The following is a 20,525-nucleotide window of genomic DNA, read 5'->3' on the forward strand; positions in this document are numbered from 1 at the left end:
TGGGTTTCACCTAACCTACAAAGCCTTCTGTTGGGTTTCACCCAACCTACAAAGCTACCCGCCTCTTTCCCGTAGTCGTAGGGTGCGACCCACGCGGGAGGTTCCGTTGCAGGTCTCAACCCAAAAACACCATCTCTCACCTTCTGTTGGGTGAAACCCAAGCGACAAAAGCTGCTGTTGGGTGAAACCCAAGCGACAAAGCTGGTAGGGGCGGGTGCTAGATCAGCTACCGGAAAAACCCGTCAACTACCGGAACCCGCCCCCAGACGATCGCTTTTTAAGGCACAGCCGAACCGTGTCGCACCTGCCCTACACCGCAACCTTTTGATTACTAGCTGCCGAGGAAACCTCCGGCGTATTTTCCTCAGAAGGGGGAACCACTTGCCAGAATTTAGGTAGGAACTCAGACCAATTAGCCAAAATCGAAGCTGCCACCTTGCTACCAGTGCGATCGCTATGGTCTTGAATCAATCCCCGCAACTGAGCCTCACCTTGACTGGTCGCTACCCGTTGAATGCGGACAATTTCCCCATTCACACAATCCGGGAAAGATCCATCCAGGTCAAGGAAATAAGCAATACCGCCAGTCATTCCAGCCCCGACGTTACGGCCGACCTTACCGAGGACCACAACCACACCACCAGTCATATACTCGCAGCAATGGTCGCCTGCGCCTTCAATAACTGCTTGTCCCATAGAATTACGAACAGCGAAACGCTCACCCGCTTGTCCCCGTGCGAACAGAGTGCCTCCGGTAGCTCCATATAGACAAGTATTGCCAATAATCACATTTTCCCCAGAGTCCAGAGTCGAGTCATCACTCGGCTTAACAATCAACTCGCCGCCGTGCATACCCTTACCCACATAATCATTAGCCTCGCCATTGAGGGTTAAAATCATGCCGGGTAGGTTAAACGCGCCAAAACTCTGACCTGCTGACCCGTTAAAGGTGAGGGCAATTTCCCCAGAGAAACCACTATTGCCGTACATAGAGGCAATTTTCCCAGCAATGCGAGCGCCCACAGTGCGATCGGTATTGACAATATCCAAAGTTTTGGCAACCTTGGACTGATGGGAAATGGCATCAGAGATTTCTTGATCAGCCAAAATGCTGTCGTCTAACACCGGACCATTGCTGTGTACAGGTTCATGATTCAACCAATCATTACCCGGAGCGACCGGAGGCTGCATCAACACCCCTAAATCCAATCCTTTGGTTTTCGCCAGAGGTAAATCGCGCATTTTTAGGAGGTCCGATCGCCCCATCAAATCAGTCAGGGAACGGTAACCCAGCATAGCCAACAACTCCCGCACCTCTGATGCGACAAAATGGAAGAAATTAACCACATGGTCAGGAGTTCCTGGGAAGCGTTTACGCAACTCCTCCCGCTGAGTAGTGACCCCCACCGGACAACCATTGGTGTGACAAATCCGAGCCATGATACAGCCTTCGGAAATCATGGCGATCGTACCAAAGCCAAACTCTTCGGCTCCCATGAGAGCGCCCATGACCACATCCCAGCCGGACTTGAGACCACCATCAACCCGTAGGCGAACACGATCGCGCAATTGGTTTTCCATCAGTACCCGATGCACCTCCGTTAAACCCAACTCCCAGGGTGTTCCGGCGTGTTTAATGGAAGACAAAGGCGAGGCTCCCGTGCCGCCATCATGACCCGAAATCTGGATATAGTCCGCATTAGCCTTAGCTACCCCAGCCGCAATAGTACCAATACCAATTTCCGCTACCAGTTTCACCGACACCTGAGCATTAGGATTAATCTGATGCAAGTCAAAAATCAACTGTGCCAAATCCTCGATGGAGTAGATATCATGATGAGGCGGCGGAGAGATAAGCGTGACACCAGGTTTAGACCGTCGCAACATGGCGATATAGGGGCTAACTTTCTTGCCGGGCAGTTGTCCCCCCTCACCGGGTTTCGCCCCTTGAGCGACTTTAATCTCGATGGACTGGGCATTCATCAGATACTCTGGTGTTACCCCAAAGCGACCAGAAGCAACCTGTTTAATGGCAGAGGAGCAACTATCCCCATTTTTTAAGCCTCGTAGATATGGGCGACTGGGAGAAATGCCATCATCCCCGACATCAGATAAAGGCTTAAACCGGGCGGGGTCTTCGCCACCTTCCCCAGAATTTGACTTTCCGCCTAGACGGTTCATGGCGATCGCCAAAGTTTCGTGAGCCTCTGGCGACAGCGCCCCCAAAGACATTCCCCCAGTACAGAAGCGCTTGACAATATCCGTAATGGGTTCTACCTCATCAATAGAGATGGGAGAGCGATCGCTTTGGAAATCCAGTAAATCTCGCAGCGCCGCCACTGGGCTGTCTTTCAGGTAAGCCTGGTAAGTCGTGTAATGGTCTGCACCCTCACCGCGTACCGCCTGATGCAGTAACTTCGCCAATTCCGGGCTATTGCCGTGATATTCTCCCCGTTTAAAATAATTCACAAAGCCGTAGTTTTCCAGCTTTTTGCCTTGCATTTCCGGGAAAGCCTTAGCGTGAAACTGGCTGACCTCCATAGCCAACTCCGCCACAGTCAACCCTCCAATCCGAGAAGTCGTCCCCTTGAAGCCCAAATTCAACAGGTCTTCCCCGATACCGATCGCCTCAAAAATTTGGGCTCCTTGGTAAGAAGACAGTAGAGAAATCCCCATTTTCGAGAGAATTTTTAACAGTCCCCCTTCCACCGCCGCGCGATAGTTTTCCTGAGCCTGAACCATGCTCAAAGGTGGCATTTTCCCTTTTTCCATCGCCATCTGAGTTTTGGGTTCCGACCACCACTGTCGCACCGTCGCCAAAGCCAAATAGGGGCAGACAGCAGACGCACCATAGCCGATTAAACAGGCAAAATGATGGGTACTCCAGCATTGGGCAGTGTTCACCACCAACGAGCATTTCAAGCGGTCTCCCGACTCAATCAGATGGTGATGGACAGCCCCCACAGCCAACAGAGGAGGGATATAGGTATTTTCCCCATTCAAAGGCGATTGGCTCTCCGAGTTGCGATCGCTGAGAATCAAGATTTTCGCCCCCTGAGCCACTGCGGCGATCGCTTTTTCGCACAGAGCCTCCACCGCCAACCGCAACCCGTCCGGTCCCGTCGCCACCGGATACAGAGTAGACAGAGTGACCGCCTTTAAACCAGAGTCCGCCAGTTTTTGCAGTTCCGCCTCATTGAGGACTGGGGATGATATTTTTAGCATCCGCGCATCTTCCGGTTTAGGGTCTAGGAGGTTTCCGCGTTCTCCCAAGCGCATTTGTAGGGACATGACAATGCGCTCCCGTAGGGGGTCAATAGCCGGGTTAGTCACCTGAGCAAAGCGCTGTTTAAAATAGTCATATAGCAGGTGAGGTTGTTCCGAAATCACCGCCAGGGGGATATCATCTCCCATACAGAAAGTCGGTTCTTTCCCCAAACTCGCCATATCCGCAATCACCATTTCCACATCTTCCGAACCGTAACCAAAGGCTTTTTGGATAGCCAGGTCAGGAAGAAGAGGATTTTCTGTCCCCACAAAAGGTTGAGGCTCCAAATCGTAGCGGTATTTTCGCAGCCATTCCCCATAGTTGCATTTCGCCGCCACTTTCCGTTTAATATCCCAGTTTTTGAGGATTTCCGACTCCTCCAAGTTCACCGCGATAGTTTGTCCGGGTCCCAGGCGACCTTTTTCCAGAATTTCCGACTCCTCAACTTGTACTACTCCCGCTTCCGAGCCGACAATAATCAAACCCCCTTTGGTGATGCAGTAGCGAGCGGGTCTGAGTCCATTGCGGTCTAAGCAGGCTCCCACCTGTTTACCATCGCTAAATACTAGCAAAGCCGGACCATCCCAGGGTTCTTGTACTCCGCTGTGGAATTCGTAGAAGTCCGTAATTTCTGGATAGTCTTTCAGCAGCGGCTGATTTTGGTAGGCTTCTGGAACCATAATCATCAACGACTCGGAAGGTTCCCGTCCCGTCCGCACCAGGAGTTCCATCACGTTGTCGAGGTTAGCCGAATCGCTGTTATTGGCATCCACAAAGGGTTTCAGGTCCCAAAGGCGATCGCCCCAAACCGGATGAGAGAGGATACCTTCCCGCGCACGCATCCAGTTAATGTTACCCAGAAGCGTGTTAATTTCCCCGTTATGCCCCAGTAACCGCATCGGTTGAGCGAGAGGCCAGCGTGGCATAGTATTAGTGCTGAAGCGCCTATGATACACCGCAAATTGACTTTCATAGTCGGGATTTTGTAAATCACGGTAAAACTCACCCAACACCGCCGATCGCACCATACCCTTGTAAACAATAGTCCGACAGGACCAGGAGCAAATGTAGATATCCTGTCCCCAGACTAAGCCCTCTTTTTCTAGGGCTACCCCACACTGGCGGCGTGCTAGATATAATTGACGTTCTAGGTCATCTCCCACCAGACCTTTTTTTGAGCTAACAATAAGCTGTTCAATGCAGGGTTGGTTAGCTGCCGCCATTGGTCCGAGGACTTCCGGGCGCACCGGAACCACTCGCCAACCTATCAGGTTCAGGTTTTCCGACTCCAGAACTTTGGCGATCGTATCGCGGGCTAACTGTTGTTTACCTTCGCCGTCCGAAACCTGATGATTGGGGTCCGAATTTTCTGAAGAACCCGCCTGGGGTAGAAATACCATTCCTACTCCATAGTCACCCTCTGGACTGACCCCATATCCTTCCGCTTGCAGTATTTTCCAGGGAATAGTAGTCATCACTCCGGCTCCGTCCCCAGAGTCGTAATCGGCACTACATCCTCCCCTGTGTTCCAGACAGCCTAGGGCTTTTAAGGCTTTCTCAATTATGCTATGGTTGGCTTTTCCGTTTAGGTCTGCAATGAACCCAACGCCACAAGCATCTCTTTCTTCCACCAGCCACCGAGGACCCGCGTAGGGTGTACCCAGGCTATTTCCCTGGTTAGATAACCGGCGAACTTTCAGGGTAGGGGGTTGATGGGGGTTGAAATTGGTTTCTTTTCTATCCATGTCTCGATCAATGGGTTTTGCTAGGGAAATTGCTGTCTGGTGTCCGTTGTCCGTGAAATGCCCTTAGGTATTATTATGTAGCCAAGATTCGTAGGGTGCGTCACATCCGACCGGCTACGAGAAACACCAACCAAAAGCGTTATTGTGACGCACTCCGTGTTGATTTACTCCGAAATTTTCGCATCGAGGGGCGGGTTCTGACGCGCGACTCTATTTCCACGCCCATTGTTTGTGAACCCGCCTGTACCCTATTCCAAGCCATAGCTCATAATTACCTAGGATACACGCGATTTTTGGTCTTGACTCACAAAAGTTTAAATCTGATTACATTTTGATTTCATGTTTAACTCATCCCGATTTTCTGTAAATTTGGCTGCTTTTTTCTGGTTGTTGTCCTCTCCCGCCCTTAGCACTCCCACTGAGGGGTTCGGCGGGGGTGTGGCATTAGCGGCGGGGTATACCATTGTATCAAAACCTATTCAATCAGGAACCGACATTGCCATCAACGGACAAAATTTGCCAGTTAATTGGCTAGAGTGGCAAGATTCTCGCATACCAGACCGCCTTGCTATTGGTATTAGCGATTTGGGCTTAATGCACTCCATGGGAGTCGAACTCCTTGATACCGATAACCACCAACAACAGCCCATTAGTTGGTTTGCATTTTCCCATAACGTGCCTACACACTATCAATCTGGCTACCGATACCTAGAGATTAGCGAACTGGCAGCCAGGGAAAATTGGCAAATTCAGATCCAGGGAAACCGTCTCGAAATTGTCACCCCCCCTAGCACTATTGAATCAGTGCAGGCTGATTTCATTGAAGATAATATCTGTGTTCCCGTGGCGGGTGCTTGTAGGGGCGGGTGCAACATATCCCACGGGAAAAATCAGCCAACTCCCCACACCCGCCCCTCGGATCCGGTGTTGAGCGGGGCTGATTTCGGCATCCCCCCTTACACAGTCGCCCTAGCTTCTTTGGGGGAAACGACTGGTGACAGAACCGCCGGACGGGTTCAAGAATTATCTGACCTCCCCACCACAACACTCGTCAACCCGCCAGGACGCAACTCGGAAAATTTCTGTCGCCGTTTTGTCGTTAGACTCACCAACCCAGCCAATTGGCAAACTCCTAGTATCATCGGGCGCAGCATATCTCCCCAAAACCTCGATATATCTGATCTTCCCCCCCCTCTGCAAGAGTTACTTAAACCACCGTCCCCACAACCAGAACCAGAACCTGAGCCAACAGAGGAAACCAACTTAGAAGATGAAGGGGATAGGCAACCTTCACCCCCACCACCCCAGGAATTACCGCCTTTGGTATGGTGGTCAATTCCCTTGGAGGCTACATCGCCTCACCTCTCCAATAGTAGCGGCTCGCACCAGCTACTCGGTTCCGTAATTTTGCCTGGTAATAATATCCAATCTCTCACCCCCTCCGAGAGTTCATCAGATCTCTGGACAAATTTAATGGGGTTATGGGTAGATTCCCAGAACCAGCAAACTCGCCTGATTTTCAGCACTCCCACCGGGTGGCAGCCTGTGATCACCTCTAGTGCCGTGCTACCGGAAATTAACATCGAAATTCGCCCCGATTTTTGGCGCGATCGCAATATCGTTTGGGCTGAGGGACTGCGCTGGCAACAAAAATATATCGATCTTAATAGCCACCAGAGGCTATCTACACCCCCTCCCTCAAACTCTACTGGCCGCGAGTCGGCTAGGTTCCCAGTCGTTTGGTTAGAGATAGACTTAAATAACCAGGGAATTTCCCTACAACCGATTCTCAGCCGACCAGGATCTCGCTCCGGTGTCAGCCCCTTGGTTCATGTCGCTAGTAGCACCAGAGCCGCCGCTGCCATCAATGGCGGATTTTTCAATCGCAATAATCAATATCCCCTGGGAGCCATCAGACATCAAAATCGCTGGCTCTCTGGCCCGATTCTCAACCGGGGGGCGATCGCTTGGACAGACCAAAACCAATTTTTTATCGATCGCCTCGAACTTTCACAAACCTTGTTCCCCGACCGTCGTGAACCTATCCCCCTTGATCGCCTCAATAGTGCCTTTATTCAACGGGGACTATCTCGCTATACTTCTGACTGGGGAAGCACCTATAGCCCTTTTACTCCCAGAGAAATTGCTATCACTGTTCAAGGCGAAACCATTATTAGTCACCAAGTCCTCGACTCCATTAACTTTTCCGCCGTCCCTATTCCCGACGATGGCTATTTACTAATTCTGCGAAATGAACCCGAAATAGCTTTAGCCCTCGGCATAGATGAAACCCAGTGTATCGGGTTGGTTTGTCCCCCTAGCACCCAGACAGAACACCAACCCCTACCCGTGCAACTTGTTGATGAAACTAATCCGCCCGATTTTGCTGAATATCCCCATATTCTGGGGGCTGGTCCTCTGTTACTGCGGGGCAACCAAGTAGTCCTAGATGCTAGGGCCGAAAACTTTAGTGATGCTTTTAATACTCAAAGGGCTATCCGCAGTGCCGTCGGTCTGAAAACTAACACCCCAGGGCGATCGGGCAGCGACTCCCCAGCAGTATCGCTTTTATTAGTCGTAGTCCATCCACGTCTTGGTGGTCCTGGACCTTCTCTGGCTGAATTAGCAGAGTTAATGAAACAGTTGGGGGCTACTGATGCTCTCAATTTGGACGGTGGTAGTTCCACTGGTCTCTATTTAGGTGGGTATCTACTCGATCGCCCTCCTCAAACCGCCGCCCCTATTCACAATGCCCTGGGTGTGTTCTTATCCCCTTAAAAACTATGACTTCTATGTAAAGCTATGGGTGGCTACCGTAAAGTTTTGATAAAATCTGGTAGCTATCACCGCATTCTGAGGCAAACCGGGTGACATCTTCCCTAATCTGTTTGCTATGGTGGTTTGTAGGAATCAAGGCTCAATGTAAAGGCTCGAACCTCGAGCATCTAAAGCCCTGAGCTAGTGCCAAATTTATCCTAATTTTTTCAAGGACAGATTGCTATGGTAGCCATCAAAGAAAATCCTCAAGTTGCAGCCACACTCGTCGCCACCATTCCCCAATTGCCTTCAGCCACTGAGTTGCGGCCTTGGGGTTCTTTTACCGTATTAGAAGAAGGACCTGGCTACAAAATTAAACGCATTGAGGTAAACCCAGGCCATCGCCTTAGCTTACAAATGCACCATCATCGCAGTGAACACTGGATTGTAGTTTCTGGTACTGCTAGAGTTACCTGTGGCGATCGTGAAGAGGTACTATTTTCTAATCAATCGACTTATGTGCCTCAATGTACAACCCACCGCCTGGAAAATCCCGGCGTGATACCTCTGGTTTTGATTGAGGTTCAGAATGGAGAGTATTTAGGGGAAGATGACATTGTTCGTTTTCAGGATGACTACTCCCGCAGCCGCTAATCTCCAGGAATTCCGCATTCTATCAGTGTTGATTGCCTGAATTGCCTTAATGTATTTGTGTAGTTGTCTCCTGTAGCTGTATAATTACGGCTTGACCCAAAATCCAGGGTGCTTATGGTCGATCCTCAGTTATCGGTTATCTCTGAACTATGATTCATCTAACCCAATCTGCCACTAATGAAGTTTTACGCCAACAGTCTAGGAAGAATGACTCCAACCTATTGTTTCGACTAGGAGTTAAGTCTGGGGGGTGTTGTGATTGGGTTTATACCTTCAGTTTGGAACCATCAGCCACAGCCAACGATGGCGTTTATCAGTGTGGTTCGATTAAGATAGTGATTGATAGCCACAGCGCTCCCTACCTGGAGGGATTGACCCTAGACTATTCAGAGGATCTCATGGGGGGAGGCTTCCGGTTCGATAATCCTAATGCAGCCAAGACCTGTAGTTGTGGTCACTCTTTTGTCCGTAAGTCCTGATATTAGGGAGTTGCGTCCGATTCGCTTCCGTATTTCCAAAAAAAGTTTGCCAAAAGCAGTTAGATCGTTTAAAATAAAGTTTTGGGTATCAGAATCTAACTTATAGATAGAAAGGAAAATCCCATCCCCAAATCGGGGAGGGCTATTTCGGTGGAGATACCGCAACCCCTAAAATTGACGAATTCATAGATTATGTCGTAACTCATGCCCACTATACAGCAACTAATTCGTTCTGCACGAGAAAAGACTGATAAAAAAACCAAGTCTCCAGCCCTGAAAAGTTGTCCGCAACGTCGTGGGGTTTGTACTCGTGTTTATACTACAACACCTAAAAAACCGAATTCAGCACTTCGCAAAGTAGCAAGGGTGCGCCTGACTTCAGGATTTGAAGTGACAGCATATATACCGGGTATTGGTCATAACTTACAAGAACACTCTGTGGTAATGATTAGAGGCGGTCGGGTGAAAGACTTACCAGGCGTTCGATATCACATAATTCGTGGGACATTGGACACAGCGGGAGTCAAAGATCGTCGCAACGGCCGTTCTAAATACGGAGCCAAACGCCCGAAGGCTTAGGACCGGAGTATGAATTAACCCAAATTTTGGCAGCCTAATTTTATGGGCGGGTCTGGTTGACATGGGTTATTGTAGGTCTTGCTGGCTCGGCAGGAATTTAAGATTGTGTTGAGGGAAAATTTAGTATGTCTCGTCGTAGAGTTGTTCAAAAACGTCCGGTTCCTCCTGATTCTAGGTATAACAGTCGCCTGGTGAGCATGATGGTGCGTCGCATCATGAGGCACGGCAAAAAATCTGTAGCTCACAACATCGTTTATGATGCTTTGGCTACTATTGAGGAACGGACGGGATCTGATCCTCTGGAATTGTTTGAAAAAGCGGTGAGGAATGCGACTCCTTTGGTAGAAGTTAAGGCTCGCCGGGTGGGAGGAGCGACTTATCAAGTTCCCATGGAAGTGCGTTCCGAAAGGGGAACCACCTTAGCTTTGCGGTGGTTGATTCACTTTTCGAGGACTCGTTCAGGGCGATCGATGGCTAGTAGACTAGCATCAGAACTGATGGATGCAGCCAATGAAACCGGGAGTGCAGTTCGGAAGCGGGAAGAAACGCACCGGATGGCAGAAGCCAACAAAGCCTTCGCCCATTATCGGTATTAAAATATTGGATTAGCAGTCAGTTCCAGAAACGTATAAAATCTTAATAAAGGTTTAAAAAAGGAGGTAGCTGTGGCACGTACCATCCCGCTTGAGAGAGTACGTAATATCGGCATCGCAGCCCATATCGATGCGGGCAAGACAACCACTACGGAGAGGATTCTATTCTATTCGGGTGTGGTTCACAAAATGGGCGAGGTTCATGAAGGAACTGCTGTAACGGACTGGATGGCTCAAGAGCGGGAGCGTGGTATTACCATCACGGCTGCCGCCATTAGTACCAGTTGGCTAGATCATCGCATTAACATCATTGATACTCCTGGTCACGTTGACTTCACCATTGAAGTAGAACGGTCTATGCGGGTTCTTGATGGGGTGATTGCAGTTTTCTGTTCTGTCGGTGGCGTACAGCCTCAGTCAGAAACGGTTTGGCGGCAGGCTGAACGCTATCAGGTTCCCCGAATTGCATTCATTAATAAAATGGATCGCACCGGGGCGGACTTTTTTAAGGTCTATGGTCAAATCCGCGATCGCTTGCGAGCTAATGCAGTACCGATCCAGGTTCCCGTAGGTCGTGAGAGTGACTTTCACGGCTTGGTAGATCTAGTCGCGATGAAGACTTATCTGTACACCAATGACCTGGGAACTGATATCCAAGTCAGTGATGAGATTCCAGAGGAAGTCCAAGATTTGGTAGCAGAGTATCGGGAAAAACTCCTAGAAGCTGTAGCCGAAACGGATGAGGCTTTGATGGAGAAATATCTCGAACAGCTCGAAGGTGGGGAAGCTCTCACAGAAGAAGAAATTCGTCATAGCTTACGTCAAGGGACAATTAAAGGCTTGATTGTTCCGGTAATTTGCGGTTCTTCTTTCAAAAACCGAGGGGTTCAAAGGCTTCTGGATGCTGTGGTAGACTATCTTCCGGCTCCCACAGAAGTGCCTCCCATTAAAGGGGTACTACCGGACGGAGAAGAGGGGGTTCGCTATGCGGATGATGATGCACCGCTATCAGCCTTGGCGTTCAAAGTGATGGCTGATCCTTATGGACGTTTAACTTTTGTGCGGGTCTATTCCGGTGTTCTCCAGAAAGGAAGTTACATCTACAATGCCACTAAGAACAAGAAAGAGCGGATTTCTCGCTTGATCGTTCTCAAGTCTGATGAACGCATTGAGGTAGAAGAACTCCGAGCCGGGGACTTGGGAGCGGCTTTAGGTCTCAAGGATACCCTGACTGGGGATACAATCTGTGATGAAGCCAACTCGATTATCCTGGAGTCCTTATATATCCCAGAGCCGGTGATTTCGGTGGCGGTAGAACCCAAAACCAAACAGGATATGGAGAAACTCTCCAAGGCTTTGCAGTCCTTATCTGAGGAAGATCCGACTTTCCGGGTATCAATTGACTCGGAGACTAACCAAACGGTAATTGCTGGAATGGGTGAACTACACCTGGAAATTCTGGTAGACCGGATGTTACGAGAGTTCAAGGTGGAAGCTAACATTGGCGCTCCCCAGGTGGCTTACCGTGAGACTATCCGTAAGTCAATTCGCACCGAAGGAAAGTTCATCCGTCAGAGTGGTGGTAAGGGTCAGTATGGCCACGTTGTGATTGAATTGGAACCGGGTGAGCCGGGAAGTGGATTTGAATTTGTCTCCAAGATTGTTGGGGGTTCTGTTCCCAAGGAATATATTAATCCGGCGGAACAGGGGATGAAGGAAGCCTGCGAGTCCGGTGTGATTGCTGGTTATCCACTCATCGATGTCAAAGCTACTCTGGTGGATGGTTCCTACCATGAGGTTGACTCCTCGGAAATGGCCTTTAAGATTGCCGGTTCCATGGCGATTAAAAATGGTGTCACCAAGGCTTCACCTGTGCTGTTGGAGCCGATGATGAAAGTTGAAGTGGAAGTTCCCGAAGATTTCATTGGGAATGTCATCGGGGATCTAAACTCCCGCCGTGGTCAGATTGAGGGTCAGGAAACTGATCAGAGTCAATCCATTGCCAAGGTAGTGGCTAAAGTTCCTCTGGCTACAATGTTTGGCTATGCGACGGATATCCGCTCGAAAACTCAAGGCAGGGGGGTCTTCTCGATGGAGTTTAGCCATTATGAAGAGGTGCCTCGGAGTGTGGCAGAAACTATCATTGCGAAGAGCAAAGGTAACTAGAGATTAGGATGGTGGCGCGAGCGCGGTGGTGGTGTAAACTGCTGCGATCGCACCAACTATGCGGTCTCGAACTTGATCATTCATTACTAGAAGAACAAACGAAACAATAATATGGCACGCGCAAAATTTGAACGGAACAAACCTCACGTTAACATTGGTACTATCGGTCACGTTGACCACGGTAAAACCACGCTGACTGCTGCTATCACCATGACATTGGCTGCCTCTGGTGGTGCTAAAGCTCGTAAGTATGATGATATTGATGCGGCTCCTGAAGAAAAGCAGCGGGGTATTACCATCAATACCGCTCACGTAGAGTATGAAACTGAACAACGCCACTATGCTCACGTTGACTGTCCGGGACACGCTGACTATGTGAAAAATATGATCACTGGTGCTGCCCAAATGGATGGTGCAATTCTGGTGGTTTCAGCGGCTGATGGTCCTATGCCTCAAACCCGTGAACATATTCTGCTGGCGAAACAGGTAGGGGTTCCTAGTATCGTGGTTTTCCTGAACAAAGCCGATATGGTAGATGATGAGGAACTACTGGAACTGGTGGAATTGGAAGTTCGCGAACTGCTAAGTTCATACGATTTCCCCGGTGACGATATTCCCATTGTTTCTGGTTCTGCTTTGAAAGCATTGGACTTTCTGACAGAAAACCCCAAAACTACTCGCGGTGAGAATGATTGGGTTGACAAGATTCATGCTCTGATGGATGAAGTAGATGCTTATATCCCCACTCCTGAGCGCGATATCGATAAGCCTTTCTTGATGGCTGTGGAAGATGTTTTCTCGATTACTGGTCGGGGTACGGTGTCTACAGGCCGGATCGAACGGGGTAAAGTCAAGGTGGGTGACACTGTTGAACTGATTGGAATTAAGGATACCCGCACCACTACTGTAACTGGGGCGGAAATGTTCCAGAAAACTCTTGAGGAGGGGATGGCGGGAGATAACGTCGGTCTACTGCTGCGGGGTATTCAGAAAAATGATGTTCAACGGGGTATGGTAATTGCTAAACCCAAATCAATTACTCCCCACACTAAGTTTGAGGCGGAAGTTTATATCCTCAAGAAAGAAGAAGGCGGACGGCACACTCCTTTCTTTAAAGGTTATCGTCCTCAGTTCTATGTACGGACTACTGATGTAACCGGGACTATTGATGAGTTTACTGCTGATGATGGCAGCACTCCGGAAATGGTTATCCCTGGTGACCGGATTAATATGACTGTACAACTCATCTGCCCGATCGCTATTGAGCAAGGGATGCGTTTCGCTATCCGTGAGGGTGGTCGTACTGTTGGTGCGGGTGTAGTTGCTAAGATTCTGGCTTAGAACTAGAATCCGATCGCTAGATTCTGAACTGATCAATTAAGTGGCAGGAAAGTGCTCCGAGTTGAGGACACTTTTCTGCTCTCTCTGACCTTGCTTATTTAATTCAACTGAACCTCGAAAACTAAACAATTGAGACCATGGCTACCATTCAGCAGCAAAAAATTCGCATCCGTCTTAAAGCCTTCGATCGCCGCTTACTTGATACCTCCTGCGAGAAGATCGTCGATACGGCTAACCGCACCGGAGCTACGGCCCTCGGTCCGATTCCTTTACCAACTAAAAGACGCATTTACTGTGTCCTACGTTCTCCCCACGTTGATAAGGATTCACGAGAACATTTTGAAACCCGGACTCACCGCCGCATTATTGATATTTATCAACCTTCCTCAAAAACAATTGATGCTCTCATGAAACTCGATTTACCCGCTGGGGTGGATATTGAGGTGAAATTGTAGGGTCACTAGGGGCGATCGCTCTTCAATATATTTGGTGATCGAAACAGGGGTCGTCCGAAATCGGCTAAAGTATAAAGAAAGAAGCGCACACTGTACTAAGGGACAATGGCATCATCTTCCTCTCTTGCTGTTCGAGAACTTCCCCTGTTTCCTCTACCGGAAGTGGTTCTGTTTCCACATCGACCCCTACCTTTACATATTTTCGAGTTCCGTTATCGAATTATGATGAACACTATCCTAGACGGCGATCGTCGCTTTGGGGTTTTGATGTTCGATCCTACTCAAGGACAAGTGGCTTCGGTAGGCTGCTGTGCTGAGGTCATTCAGTATCAGCGTTTACCTGATGATCGCATGAAAATTGTGACCTTGGGACAACAACGATTTCGCGTCCTCGAAGCTGTCCGGGAAAAGCCTTATCTGGTTGGTTTGGTGGAATGGATCGAAGATGAGCCACCAACTACCGATCTTAGACCTTTGGCTAAGGATGTGGCTAATTTACTGCGAGATGTGGTTCATCTTTCCAGTAAGTTAATGGATCAGCCCATCGAATTACCCGATGATATTCCTGATTTACCCACAGAGTTATCCTACTGGGTTGCTAGTAACCTCTATGGGGTGGCAGCGGAACAACAGATGCTTTTAGAAATGCAGGATACTGTAGCTCGTTTGGAAAGGGAAGCTGAAATTCTGACTTCAACTCGCAATCATTTAGCTGCTAGAACTGTGTTAAAGGATGCCCTAAATTAGGGCAGTAGTTGACAGACCAAGCCTGCCTCATGAGACAAGGCAGCCCTTGTCTCTACGGCGGCGGGATTTTTTCGTTAATATTCTGCGCCTGGGCTTATTTATCCAGATTAAATGTTGAAAAAAAAATCAACACCCCTCGCGCCCAGCCTCACCCGGAAAAGGGGCTTGACTTAGTGAGCGAGTTGGGGTAGTATATTTATATAATGGAAATCTGTGCTTAAAAAATATTTTGGTCAAGCCTCCCATTATAAGGAATTACCTCCCAGCTTACCATAATTTCCCGCCACCTGTCAACCCCTCCACGGGCGGCGCAATTAATTTTTGTTGAAAAAAAAATCAACACTCCTCGCGCCCAGCCTCACCCGGAAAAGGGGCTTGACTTAGTGAGCGAGTTGGGGTAGTATATTTATATAATGGAAATCTGTGCTTAAAAAATATTTTGGTCAAGCCTCCCATTATAAGGAATTACCTCCCAGCCTACCATAATTTCCCGCCACCTGTCAACCCCTCCACGGGTGGCGACATTAATTTTTGTTGAAAAAAAAATCAACATGGGGATTGTGGTTGATGGTTAAGAATGCTATAACTGCCAAAAATTTTGAGAGTTTCGGTGTGAGTTTTGAGTTCTTGCAAAGCCGATCGCACGGATTGATGATCAGTGTTAGCCTCAATATCAATAAAGAACAAATAATCGCCAAGCGATCGCTTAGTAGGACGGGACTCAATGCGACTTAGATTAATATTGCGTTGGGCAAAAATCTGTAATGGTTTAACCAAAGCACCAGGAACATTAGCGGGAACACTAAAAGCTAAGGAAGTATAATTACCCCCAGGCCAAGGCTGTAAACTGACGACCCAGAATCGGGTACAATTGTCAGGATAATCATTAATTGGATGAGCCAAAATAGGTAACTGATAAAGTTCAGCAGCGCGTCCAGATGCGATCGCAGCGGTAGTAGTTTCCTGCAAATATTGTAGTGCTTCTGTAGTGGAATTAGTAGGGATAGCCTGAACATTAGGGAGAAATTTTTCGAGCCATCCCTGACACTGAGCCAAGGCTTGCGGGTGGGAGTAGACAGTTTTAATGTCTGCTAATCCCTGAGCGTTAGATAGTAAAGCGTGGGAAATAGGTAAAACCAGGCCCTTTTGAATGCGAATTAGATCTAGCTTCCAGATAGCATCAAGGGTAATAGTAACACTACCCTCAATAGAATTTTCGACGGGAACGACTCCGAGAGCGACATCACCGTTAGCGACGGCTTGTAGAGTTTGGGTGATACTAGGATAAGGACATAGTAAAGGCCTATGTCCTGTAGTTTGGGTTAGATAGTCGGCATAAACCAGAGTCGCCGCCTCAGCATAAGTACCTGGGGGGCCTAAATGAGCAATAGAGACAGTCATTGTAACCACTAATCAATTAAATTTAGGTTGGTATGGTGTGAGGTTTGGGGGAGTGTGAACAGGGGTCGAAGGCGGTCTATTGAGTTGAACTTGGCTTATTTAGGACCAGTAGGGTAGGGATAAATGGACTCTCCCCAATTGAGGTTGTTGTAATTCTTTACAAGGTTCTCATCAATATGATGGTTATGATGGAAAGACTAAACGCCAAAACCCCAATCTAAGAATAATCTAAGACTACTTGAGGACTTGGGGTGATGGCAGTCACGTTCAAAAAAGTTAATTTTTGTTAATGTAGGTTAACAACTGTTGATTTATACCGTCTCCCATGCTTAATAGATTTACAGCTTCCCAATCGGTGGAAATTGCGGTAGGTGAGCAAAGTATTCCGATCCAGCACTATTTACGTCAGCCCCAACGTTTGGTGAACGCCTTAGTTGATCCAAATAGGCTACAGAGGTTGGAGGCGGACTGCTTTCGCTTAAAAATGCGTCCCCTGTCATTTATGATGCTGACCATTCAACCGACAGTAGATATGAAAGTATCAGCTTTGGCGAATGGAACGGTAAGGTTGCGATCGCGGGGTTGTGAAATTCGGGGTATTGAATACATTAACCAGAGGTTTTCGCTGAACCTATATGGCAGATTAGCGCCGTACAAAATCAATGGTATCACCTATCTGAGGGGTCAAGCGGATCTTGAGGTACAGGTGGAGGTCCCCTACCCGTTGTCGCTAACTCCTAAACCGATAATTGAAGCCACTGGAAACGGTTTGCTTAAAAGCGTTTTATTAACGATAAAACAGCGATTAATGCACAATTTATTATCGGACTATGAGCGATGGACTTGTGAGGTACAGGAGCAAGAAATTGCCACCCAACCCAATAGTCAAGTGGTTGTCGGGGGGAGTTCCGCAGTCAGTCATGATTCTCACCAGCCCACTTAGTTAACCCGCCCCCGCCTTAACGGTAGGGGGTTGTAGGGTGCGTGAGATTTGTATGATGGCATGGAAAACCCGGACACTAGGGACTGCGGGGCAGGCGGGTGGGTGCGTCACTGAGTTAACCCGCCCCCGACTCGAAATATTGACGGACGGGAGCAAAGGAGAAGCGATGGTGAAAACAAGGACCATAAGATTGTAAGGCTTGTTTATGTTGTTTAGTGCCGTATCCCTTGTGTTGAGCGAAACCATATTGTGGGTAAGTGCGATCTAAGCGGGTCATAAGTTCATCACGCCATACCTTAGCGACAATACTAGAGGCGGCGATGACAACACAATGGCTATCCCCTTTGACGATCGCCTGTTGTGGGATAGACAGATTGGGGATAAGTCTGTTCCCATCAACCAAACAAAATTGTGGTGGCGGTTGCAATTTAAGAATCGATCGCCGCATAGCGAGTTGGGTAGCTTGTAAAATATTTAGGCGGTCTATTTCCCGTGCCGAAGCCCAACCAATTTGACAAGCGATCGCCTTAGATCTAATTAAAGTAGATAAACTGAGGCGATCGTTGTGGGTCAATTTTTTACTATCTTTAACCCCAGCCGCAGCAAGTTCTAAGATAGTTGTTTCTGACAGTTGTACAGCCGCCGCTACCACCGGGCCAAACCAAGCTCCTCTTCCCACCTCATCTATACCAGCCACAGCAGTCCAGGAAAGTTGTTCAATGGGGTTATTTTCCCCCTGAATAAACAGGGGTAGGGAAGCGGATAGGTAGGGATAAGGGATACTCACTCAGGAACCGCCGAAGAACGGCGACGGCGGCGGCGAATAACGGGTGTGTCTTCAGGCGATGTCTCTAGGTCCAAGTTTTCGGAATCTTCCGAGACATAAATATAATCAGAATCTTCGAGTTCATCATTAGGATCTGGTAGTTGGCTGTTATCTGTTAAATCACTAACATCTAGTAGTTCCCCAGGCTCTGGGATTTCCGGGGACTCTTGAGAATCGTCAGTGGTATCTTCTACATCATCAGAAACCAGGTTTTGGTCATCTTGAGAGATCAGATTTGCAGTCGGAGGGACTTGTACGCTTTGAGGAATTGAGATAGTCGGCGCAGAGGAGGAGGAGAGGGTAGTGTCAGTTTCCTCCTCCAAAATAGTAGACAGAGGTAAAGGCGTATCACCTGGTAAACGAACTGTTACGATCGCATTTCTAGCATTTTTGACCGACTGATTAGAGAGTACCAAGGGAGAAATCCCCATGAGGGCATAAACATCTTGTTCATCCCCGGTCATTTCCACCGCCACCACTTCTGGAGGTTCTGGGATAGCCTTGATAGAATCAGACTTAACCGACTTAGGAAATCGTTCCGTAAGTTCTTGGCGATCGTTCAAGAGAACATCGGTATTAGCTTCCGTCCTAGTCGTGTCATTATAGGTATTAGCGGAGTTAACGCGGATAGAACGATTTCCCTCTTCCCCCTTGACTAAGGGTTCAATATCACCAATACGACGGCGGCGGCGGCGGCGGATATTGCTACCACCGCCAATGTCTTGATAACTGGGATGATTAAGCAACTCCAACTCTGGGAAATTACCTCCTGTATCAAGTTCACCAGAAACCATTTCCGAATCATCGCGCATAAGAGGTTCGGTAGATGATGCAGAAGATAAGGTTTGAACTCGGCGAGTTTCCTGTCCTAGTGCGGTGCGAGTTCCGGTATCAAAACCAGGGGGGTTAGATAGTGATTTGGGGCTAACCATGAATCGTTCAGAGGCTTCAGCGCTATCGGCTGCTGACTCTCCGGGGAGGTGAATCAGATGTCCCAAGCCGTTACAAGTGGGACAACTACGGCCAAACAACTCATAAATATTTTGTCCTTGGCGTTTTCTGGTCAACTCAACCAAACCCAACTCAGACAATTGAGCAATTTGTGGTCTAGACTTATCTGCTTTCAAGACCTTATTAAAGTGTTCAAGGACTTGTAGCTGATCTCTGCGGGAGTCCATATCAATAAAGTCAACAATAATCACCCCAGCGATATTGCGTAGGCGCAGTTGACGGGCGATTTCGGTAGCCGCTTCACAGTTAGTCCAGAGGACAGTTTCCCTAGAAGTTGCCGAGCGGGTAAAGGAACCGGAGTTGACATCAATCACGGTCAAGGCTTCTGTTGGTTCAATGATAATGTATCCTCCAGAGGGCAAATCTACTCTCGGGCGTAGTGCTTCTCGAATAGCAGCATTAACGCGGAAATATTCAAGGATAGGGATACGTTCTCGGTGGTGGTCAATCAAGACTCCTTGGGGAGTTTTACCAACACTCCAATTGACCAAATGCTGTTTAACTCGTCTAATGCCATCAGCGGAATCCACCACAATGCGATTAACTTCGGTGCTATACATATCTCTTAGCACCCGTTGAATAAAATCATTATCTCGATTCAGCAGTGCGGGAGGTCGGGTCGAGGTGGCCTCTTGTTGGATTTCTTCCCACTGTTTTTGTAAGGCTTCTAAATCTTCCAAAATGGCATCTTCTGCCATACCTTCGGCTTCAGTTCGGACTAATAAACCCATACCAGAGGGTTTAATTAAAATAGCCAAGGCTCTAAGGCGATTGCGTTCTGTCTCAAGGCGGATACGGCGAGACAGATTTACACCTCGGCCAAATGGCATTAAGACGAGATAGCGTCCTGGTAGGGTAATATTCCCTGTCAATCTTGGTCCTTTGGTGCCGGTGGGTTCTTTCATCACTTGGACAAGAACCTTTTGTTGAGGCATCAATAGTTCGGTAATGGAACCGGACGATCGCTTTAATCTTAGCGGTCCCAAATCGGAAACATGAATAAACCCGTTGCGTTCGGGGTCGCCAATATTGACAAAAGCCGCGTCTATTCCGGGCAGGACATTTTCAACAATTCCTAAATAAATATCACTAACTTGTTGGTTTCCGGTTGCCACCACAAGTTCTTGAATCTCGTCTTCAGAAAAAACTGCAGCGATCCTATGCTGCTCTGCAATAATAATTTGCTTGGACATTTAATTTCCTCAAAACTTTGCAACACTTGACCGAGTAGGCGGCTCTGCGTGAGCTTGATATTGTGGTGGCTAGAGCGATGAGAGAGCGTGCCGTTTGCCCAATAATCATCTGTGTGCGCGGGGCGAAGGGACTTACAATAGTAGCCATTGTCGGTTGAAGATGCTTCCGCCGGGAACTTTTGGTCTTATTCATATCACCATTTATCGAAACCACTAGGTCATCGAAGACACAAAGGCGGGTGAGTTCGTTGTTTGGCGTAGGGCTGGTGCAGAAAGTTGGCCGGTTTTTCTAATGCTGCCTGCGACCTCTGGGGGCTGGTGCAGAAAGTTGGCCGGTTTTTCTAATGCTGCCTGCGACCTCTGGGGG

Annotated in this window: 14 protein-coding genes; 10 read left to right on the forward strand and 4 right to left on the reverse strand. The window is 48.4% G+C overall.

All coding sequences use genetic code 11. The features are described from left to right. Positions 1-309 precede the first annotated feature (309 nt). Complete coding sequence (gene gltB, locus P5683_RS14225) at positions 310-5,013, reverse strand: glutamate synthase large subunit (protein ID WP_046320713.1); 4,704 nt, start codon at positions 5,011-5,013, stop codon at positions 310-312. Between the two features lie 339 nt (positions 5,014-5,352). On the opposite strand from gltB, the gene P5683_RS14230 reads away from it, so the two are divergent. The 9 genes from P5683_RS14230 to P5683_RS14270 all read left to right on the forward strand — a co-directional run bounded on the left by P5683_RS14230 (position 5,353) and on the right by P5683_RS14270 (position 14,784). After that, positions 5,353-7,791 (forward strand): phosphodiester glycosidase family protein, encoded by a 2,439-nt coding sequence (locus P5683_RS14230; RefSeq protein WP_193520864.1) that lies wholly within the window; start codon positions 5,353-5,355, stop codon positions 7,789-7,791. Between the two features lie 222 nt (positions 7,792-8,013). Next, positions 8,014-8,424 (forward strand): phosphomannose isomerase type II C-terminal cupin domain, encoded by a 411-nt coding sequence (locus tag P5683_RS14235; RefSeq protein WP_006623902.1) that lies wholly within the window; start codon positions 8,014-8,016, stop codon positions 8,422-8,424. Positions 8,425-8,573: 149 nt separating this feature from the next. Further along, positions 8,574-8,903, forward strand: a complete 330-nt coding sequence (locus tag P5683_RS14240; RefSeq protein WP_006623903.1) for an iron-sulfur cluster assembly accessory protein — start codon at positions 8,574-8,576, stop codon at positions 8,901-8,903. Positions 8,904-9,107: 204 nt separating this feature from the next. Then, the gene (rpsL, locus tag P5683_RS14245) at positions 9,108-9,482 is read left to right on the forward strand and encodes a 30S ribosomal protein S12 (RefSeq protein ID WP_006619092.1); all 375 of its coding nucleotides are present in this window, start codon (positions 9,108-9,110) and stop codon (positions 9,480-9,482) included. A 125-nt stretch (positions 9,483-9,607) separates the two neighbouring features. Next, a complete protein-coding gene (gene rpsG, locus P5683_RS14250; protein WP_006623904.1) occupies positions 9,608-10,078 on the forward strand; it encodes a 30S ribosomal protein S7 in 471 nt (156 codons plus the stop codon). Between the two features lie 69 nt (positions 10,079-10,147). Next, on the forward strand, positions 10,148-12,241 hold the full coding sequence (fusA, locus tag P5683_RS14255) for an elongation factor G (RefSeq protein ID WP_035759237.1): 2,094 nt from the start codon (positions 10,148-10,150) through the stop codon (positions 12,239-12,241). Positions 12,242-12,352: 111 nt separating this feature from the next. Beyond that, positions 12,353-13,582, forward strand: coding sequence for an elongation factor Tu (gene tuf, locus P5683_RS14260; RefSeq protein ID WP_006623906.1), 1,230 nt, complete (start codon positions 12,353-12,355; stop codon positions 13,580-13,582). A 146-nt stretch (positions 13,583-13,728) separates the two neighbouring features. Next, positions 13,729-14,037 (forward strand): 30S ribosomal protein S10, encoded by a 309-nt coding sequence (rpsJ, locus tag P5683_RS14265; protein WP_196797717.1) that lies wholly within the window; start codon positions 13,729-13,731, stop codon positions 14,035-14,037. Between the two features lie 105 nt (positions 14,038-14,142). Beyond that, positions 14,143-14,784 (forward strand): LON peptidase substrate-binding domain-containing protein, encoded by a 642-nt coding sequence (locus P5683_RS14270; protein WP_006623907.1) that lies wholly within the window; start codon positions 14,143-14,145, stop codon positions 14,782-14,784. A gap of 546 nt (positions 14,785-15,330) precedes the next feature. On the opposite strand, the gene pheA is transcribed toward P5683_RS14270, so the two are convergent. Beyond that, positions 15,331-16,185 (reverse strand): prephenate dehydratase, encoded by an 855-nt coding sequence (gene pheA / locus P5683_RS14275; protein ID WP_006623911.1) that lies wholly within the window; start codon positions 16,183-16,185, stop codon positions 15,331-15,333. Positions 16,186-16,510: 325 nt separating this feature from the next. Between pheA and P5683_RS14280 the strand changes: the two genes are divergently transcribed. Next, positions 16,511-17,128: a DUF1997 domain-containing protein gene (locus P5683_RS14280; protein WP_006623912.1), complete on the forward strand. Its 618-nt coding sequence runs from the start codon at positions 16,511-16,513 to the stop codon at positions 17,126-17,128. Positions 17,129-17,243: 115 nt separating this feature from the next. Here P5683_RS14280 and P5683_RS14285 read toward each other — a convergent pair whose 3' ends face one another. Beyond that, positions 17,244-17,915, reverse strand: a complete 672-nt coding sequence (locus P5683_RS14285; protein ID WP_006623913.1) for a ribonuclease HII — start codon at positions 17,913-17,915, stop codon at positions 17,244-17,246. Continuing rightward, positions 17,912-20,158, reverse strand: a complete 2,247-nt coding sequence (locus tag P5683_RS14290) for an Rne/Rng family ribonuclease (protein WP_006623914.1) — start codon at positions 20,156-20,158, stop codon at positions 17,912-17,914. Before P5683_RS14290 ends, P5683_RS14285 begins: the two co-directional genes overlap by 4 nt. Positions 20,159-20,525: the final 367 nt, after the last annotated feature.

It is taken from the genome of Limnospira sp. PMC 1279.21, from assembly GCF_032349615.1.
Lineage (GTDB): Bacteria > Cyanobacteriota > Cyanobacteriia > Cyanobacteriales > Microcoleaceae > Limnospira > Limnospira fusiformis.

What these genes read in the sequence shown, in the direction of transcription:
- gltB (WP_046320713.1), bottom strand. Translation starts at nt 5,013, where the DNA reads ATGGATAGAAAAGAAACCAATTTCAACCCCCATCAACCCCCTACCCTG.
- P5683_RS14230 (WP_193520864.1), top strand. Translation starts at nt 5,353, where the DNA reads ATGTTTAACTCATCCCGATTTTCTGTAAATTTGGCTGCTTTTTTCTGG.
- P5683_RS14235 (WP_006623902.1), top strand. Translation starts at nt 8,014, where the DNA reads ATGGTAGCCATCAAAGAAAATCCTCAAGTTGCAGCCACACTCGTCGCC.
- P5683_RS14240 (WP_006623903.1), top strand. Translation starts at nt 8,574, where the DNA reads ATGATTCATCTAACCCAATCTGCCACTAATGAAGTTTTACGCCAACAG.
- rpsL (WP_006619092.1), top strand. Translation starts at nt 9,108, where the DNA reads ATGCCCACTATACAGCAACTAATTCGTTCTGCACGAGAAAAGACTGAT.
- rpsG (WP_006623904.1), top strand. Translation starts at nt 9,608, where the DNA reads ATGTCTCGTCGTAGAGTTGTTCAAAAACGTCCGGTTCCTCCTGATTCT.
- tuf (WP_006623906.1), top strand. Translation starts at nt 12,353, where the DNA reads ATGGCACGCGCAAAATTTGAACGGAACAAACCTCACGTTAACATTGGT.
- P5683_RS14270 (WP_006623907.1), top strand. Translation starts at nt 14,143, where the DNA reads ATGGCATCATCTTCCTCTCTTGCTGTTCGAGAACTTCCCCTGTTTCCT.
- pheA (WP_006623911.1), bottom strand. Translation starts at nt 16,185, where the DNA reads ATGACTGTCTCTATTGCTCATTTAGGCCCCCCAGGTACTTATGCTGAG.
- P5683_RS14280 (WP_006623912.1), top strand. Translation starts at nt 16,511, where the DNA reads ATGCTTAATAGATTTACAGCTTCCCAATCGGTGGAAATTGCGGTAGGT.
- P5683_RS14290 (WP_006623914.1), bottom strand. Translation starts at nt 20,158, where the DNA reads ATGTCCAAGCAAATTATTATTGCAGAGCAGCATAGGATCGCTGCAGTT.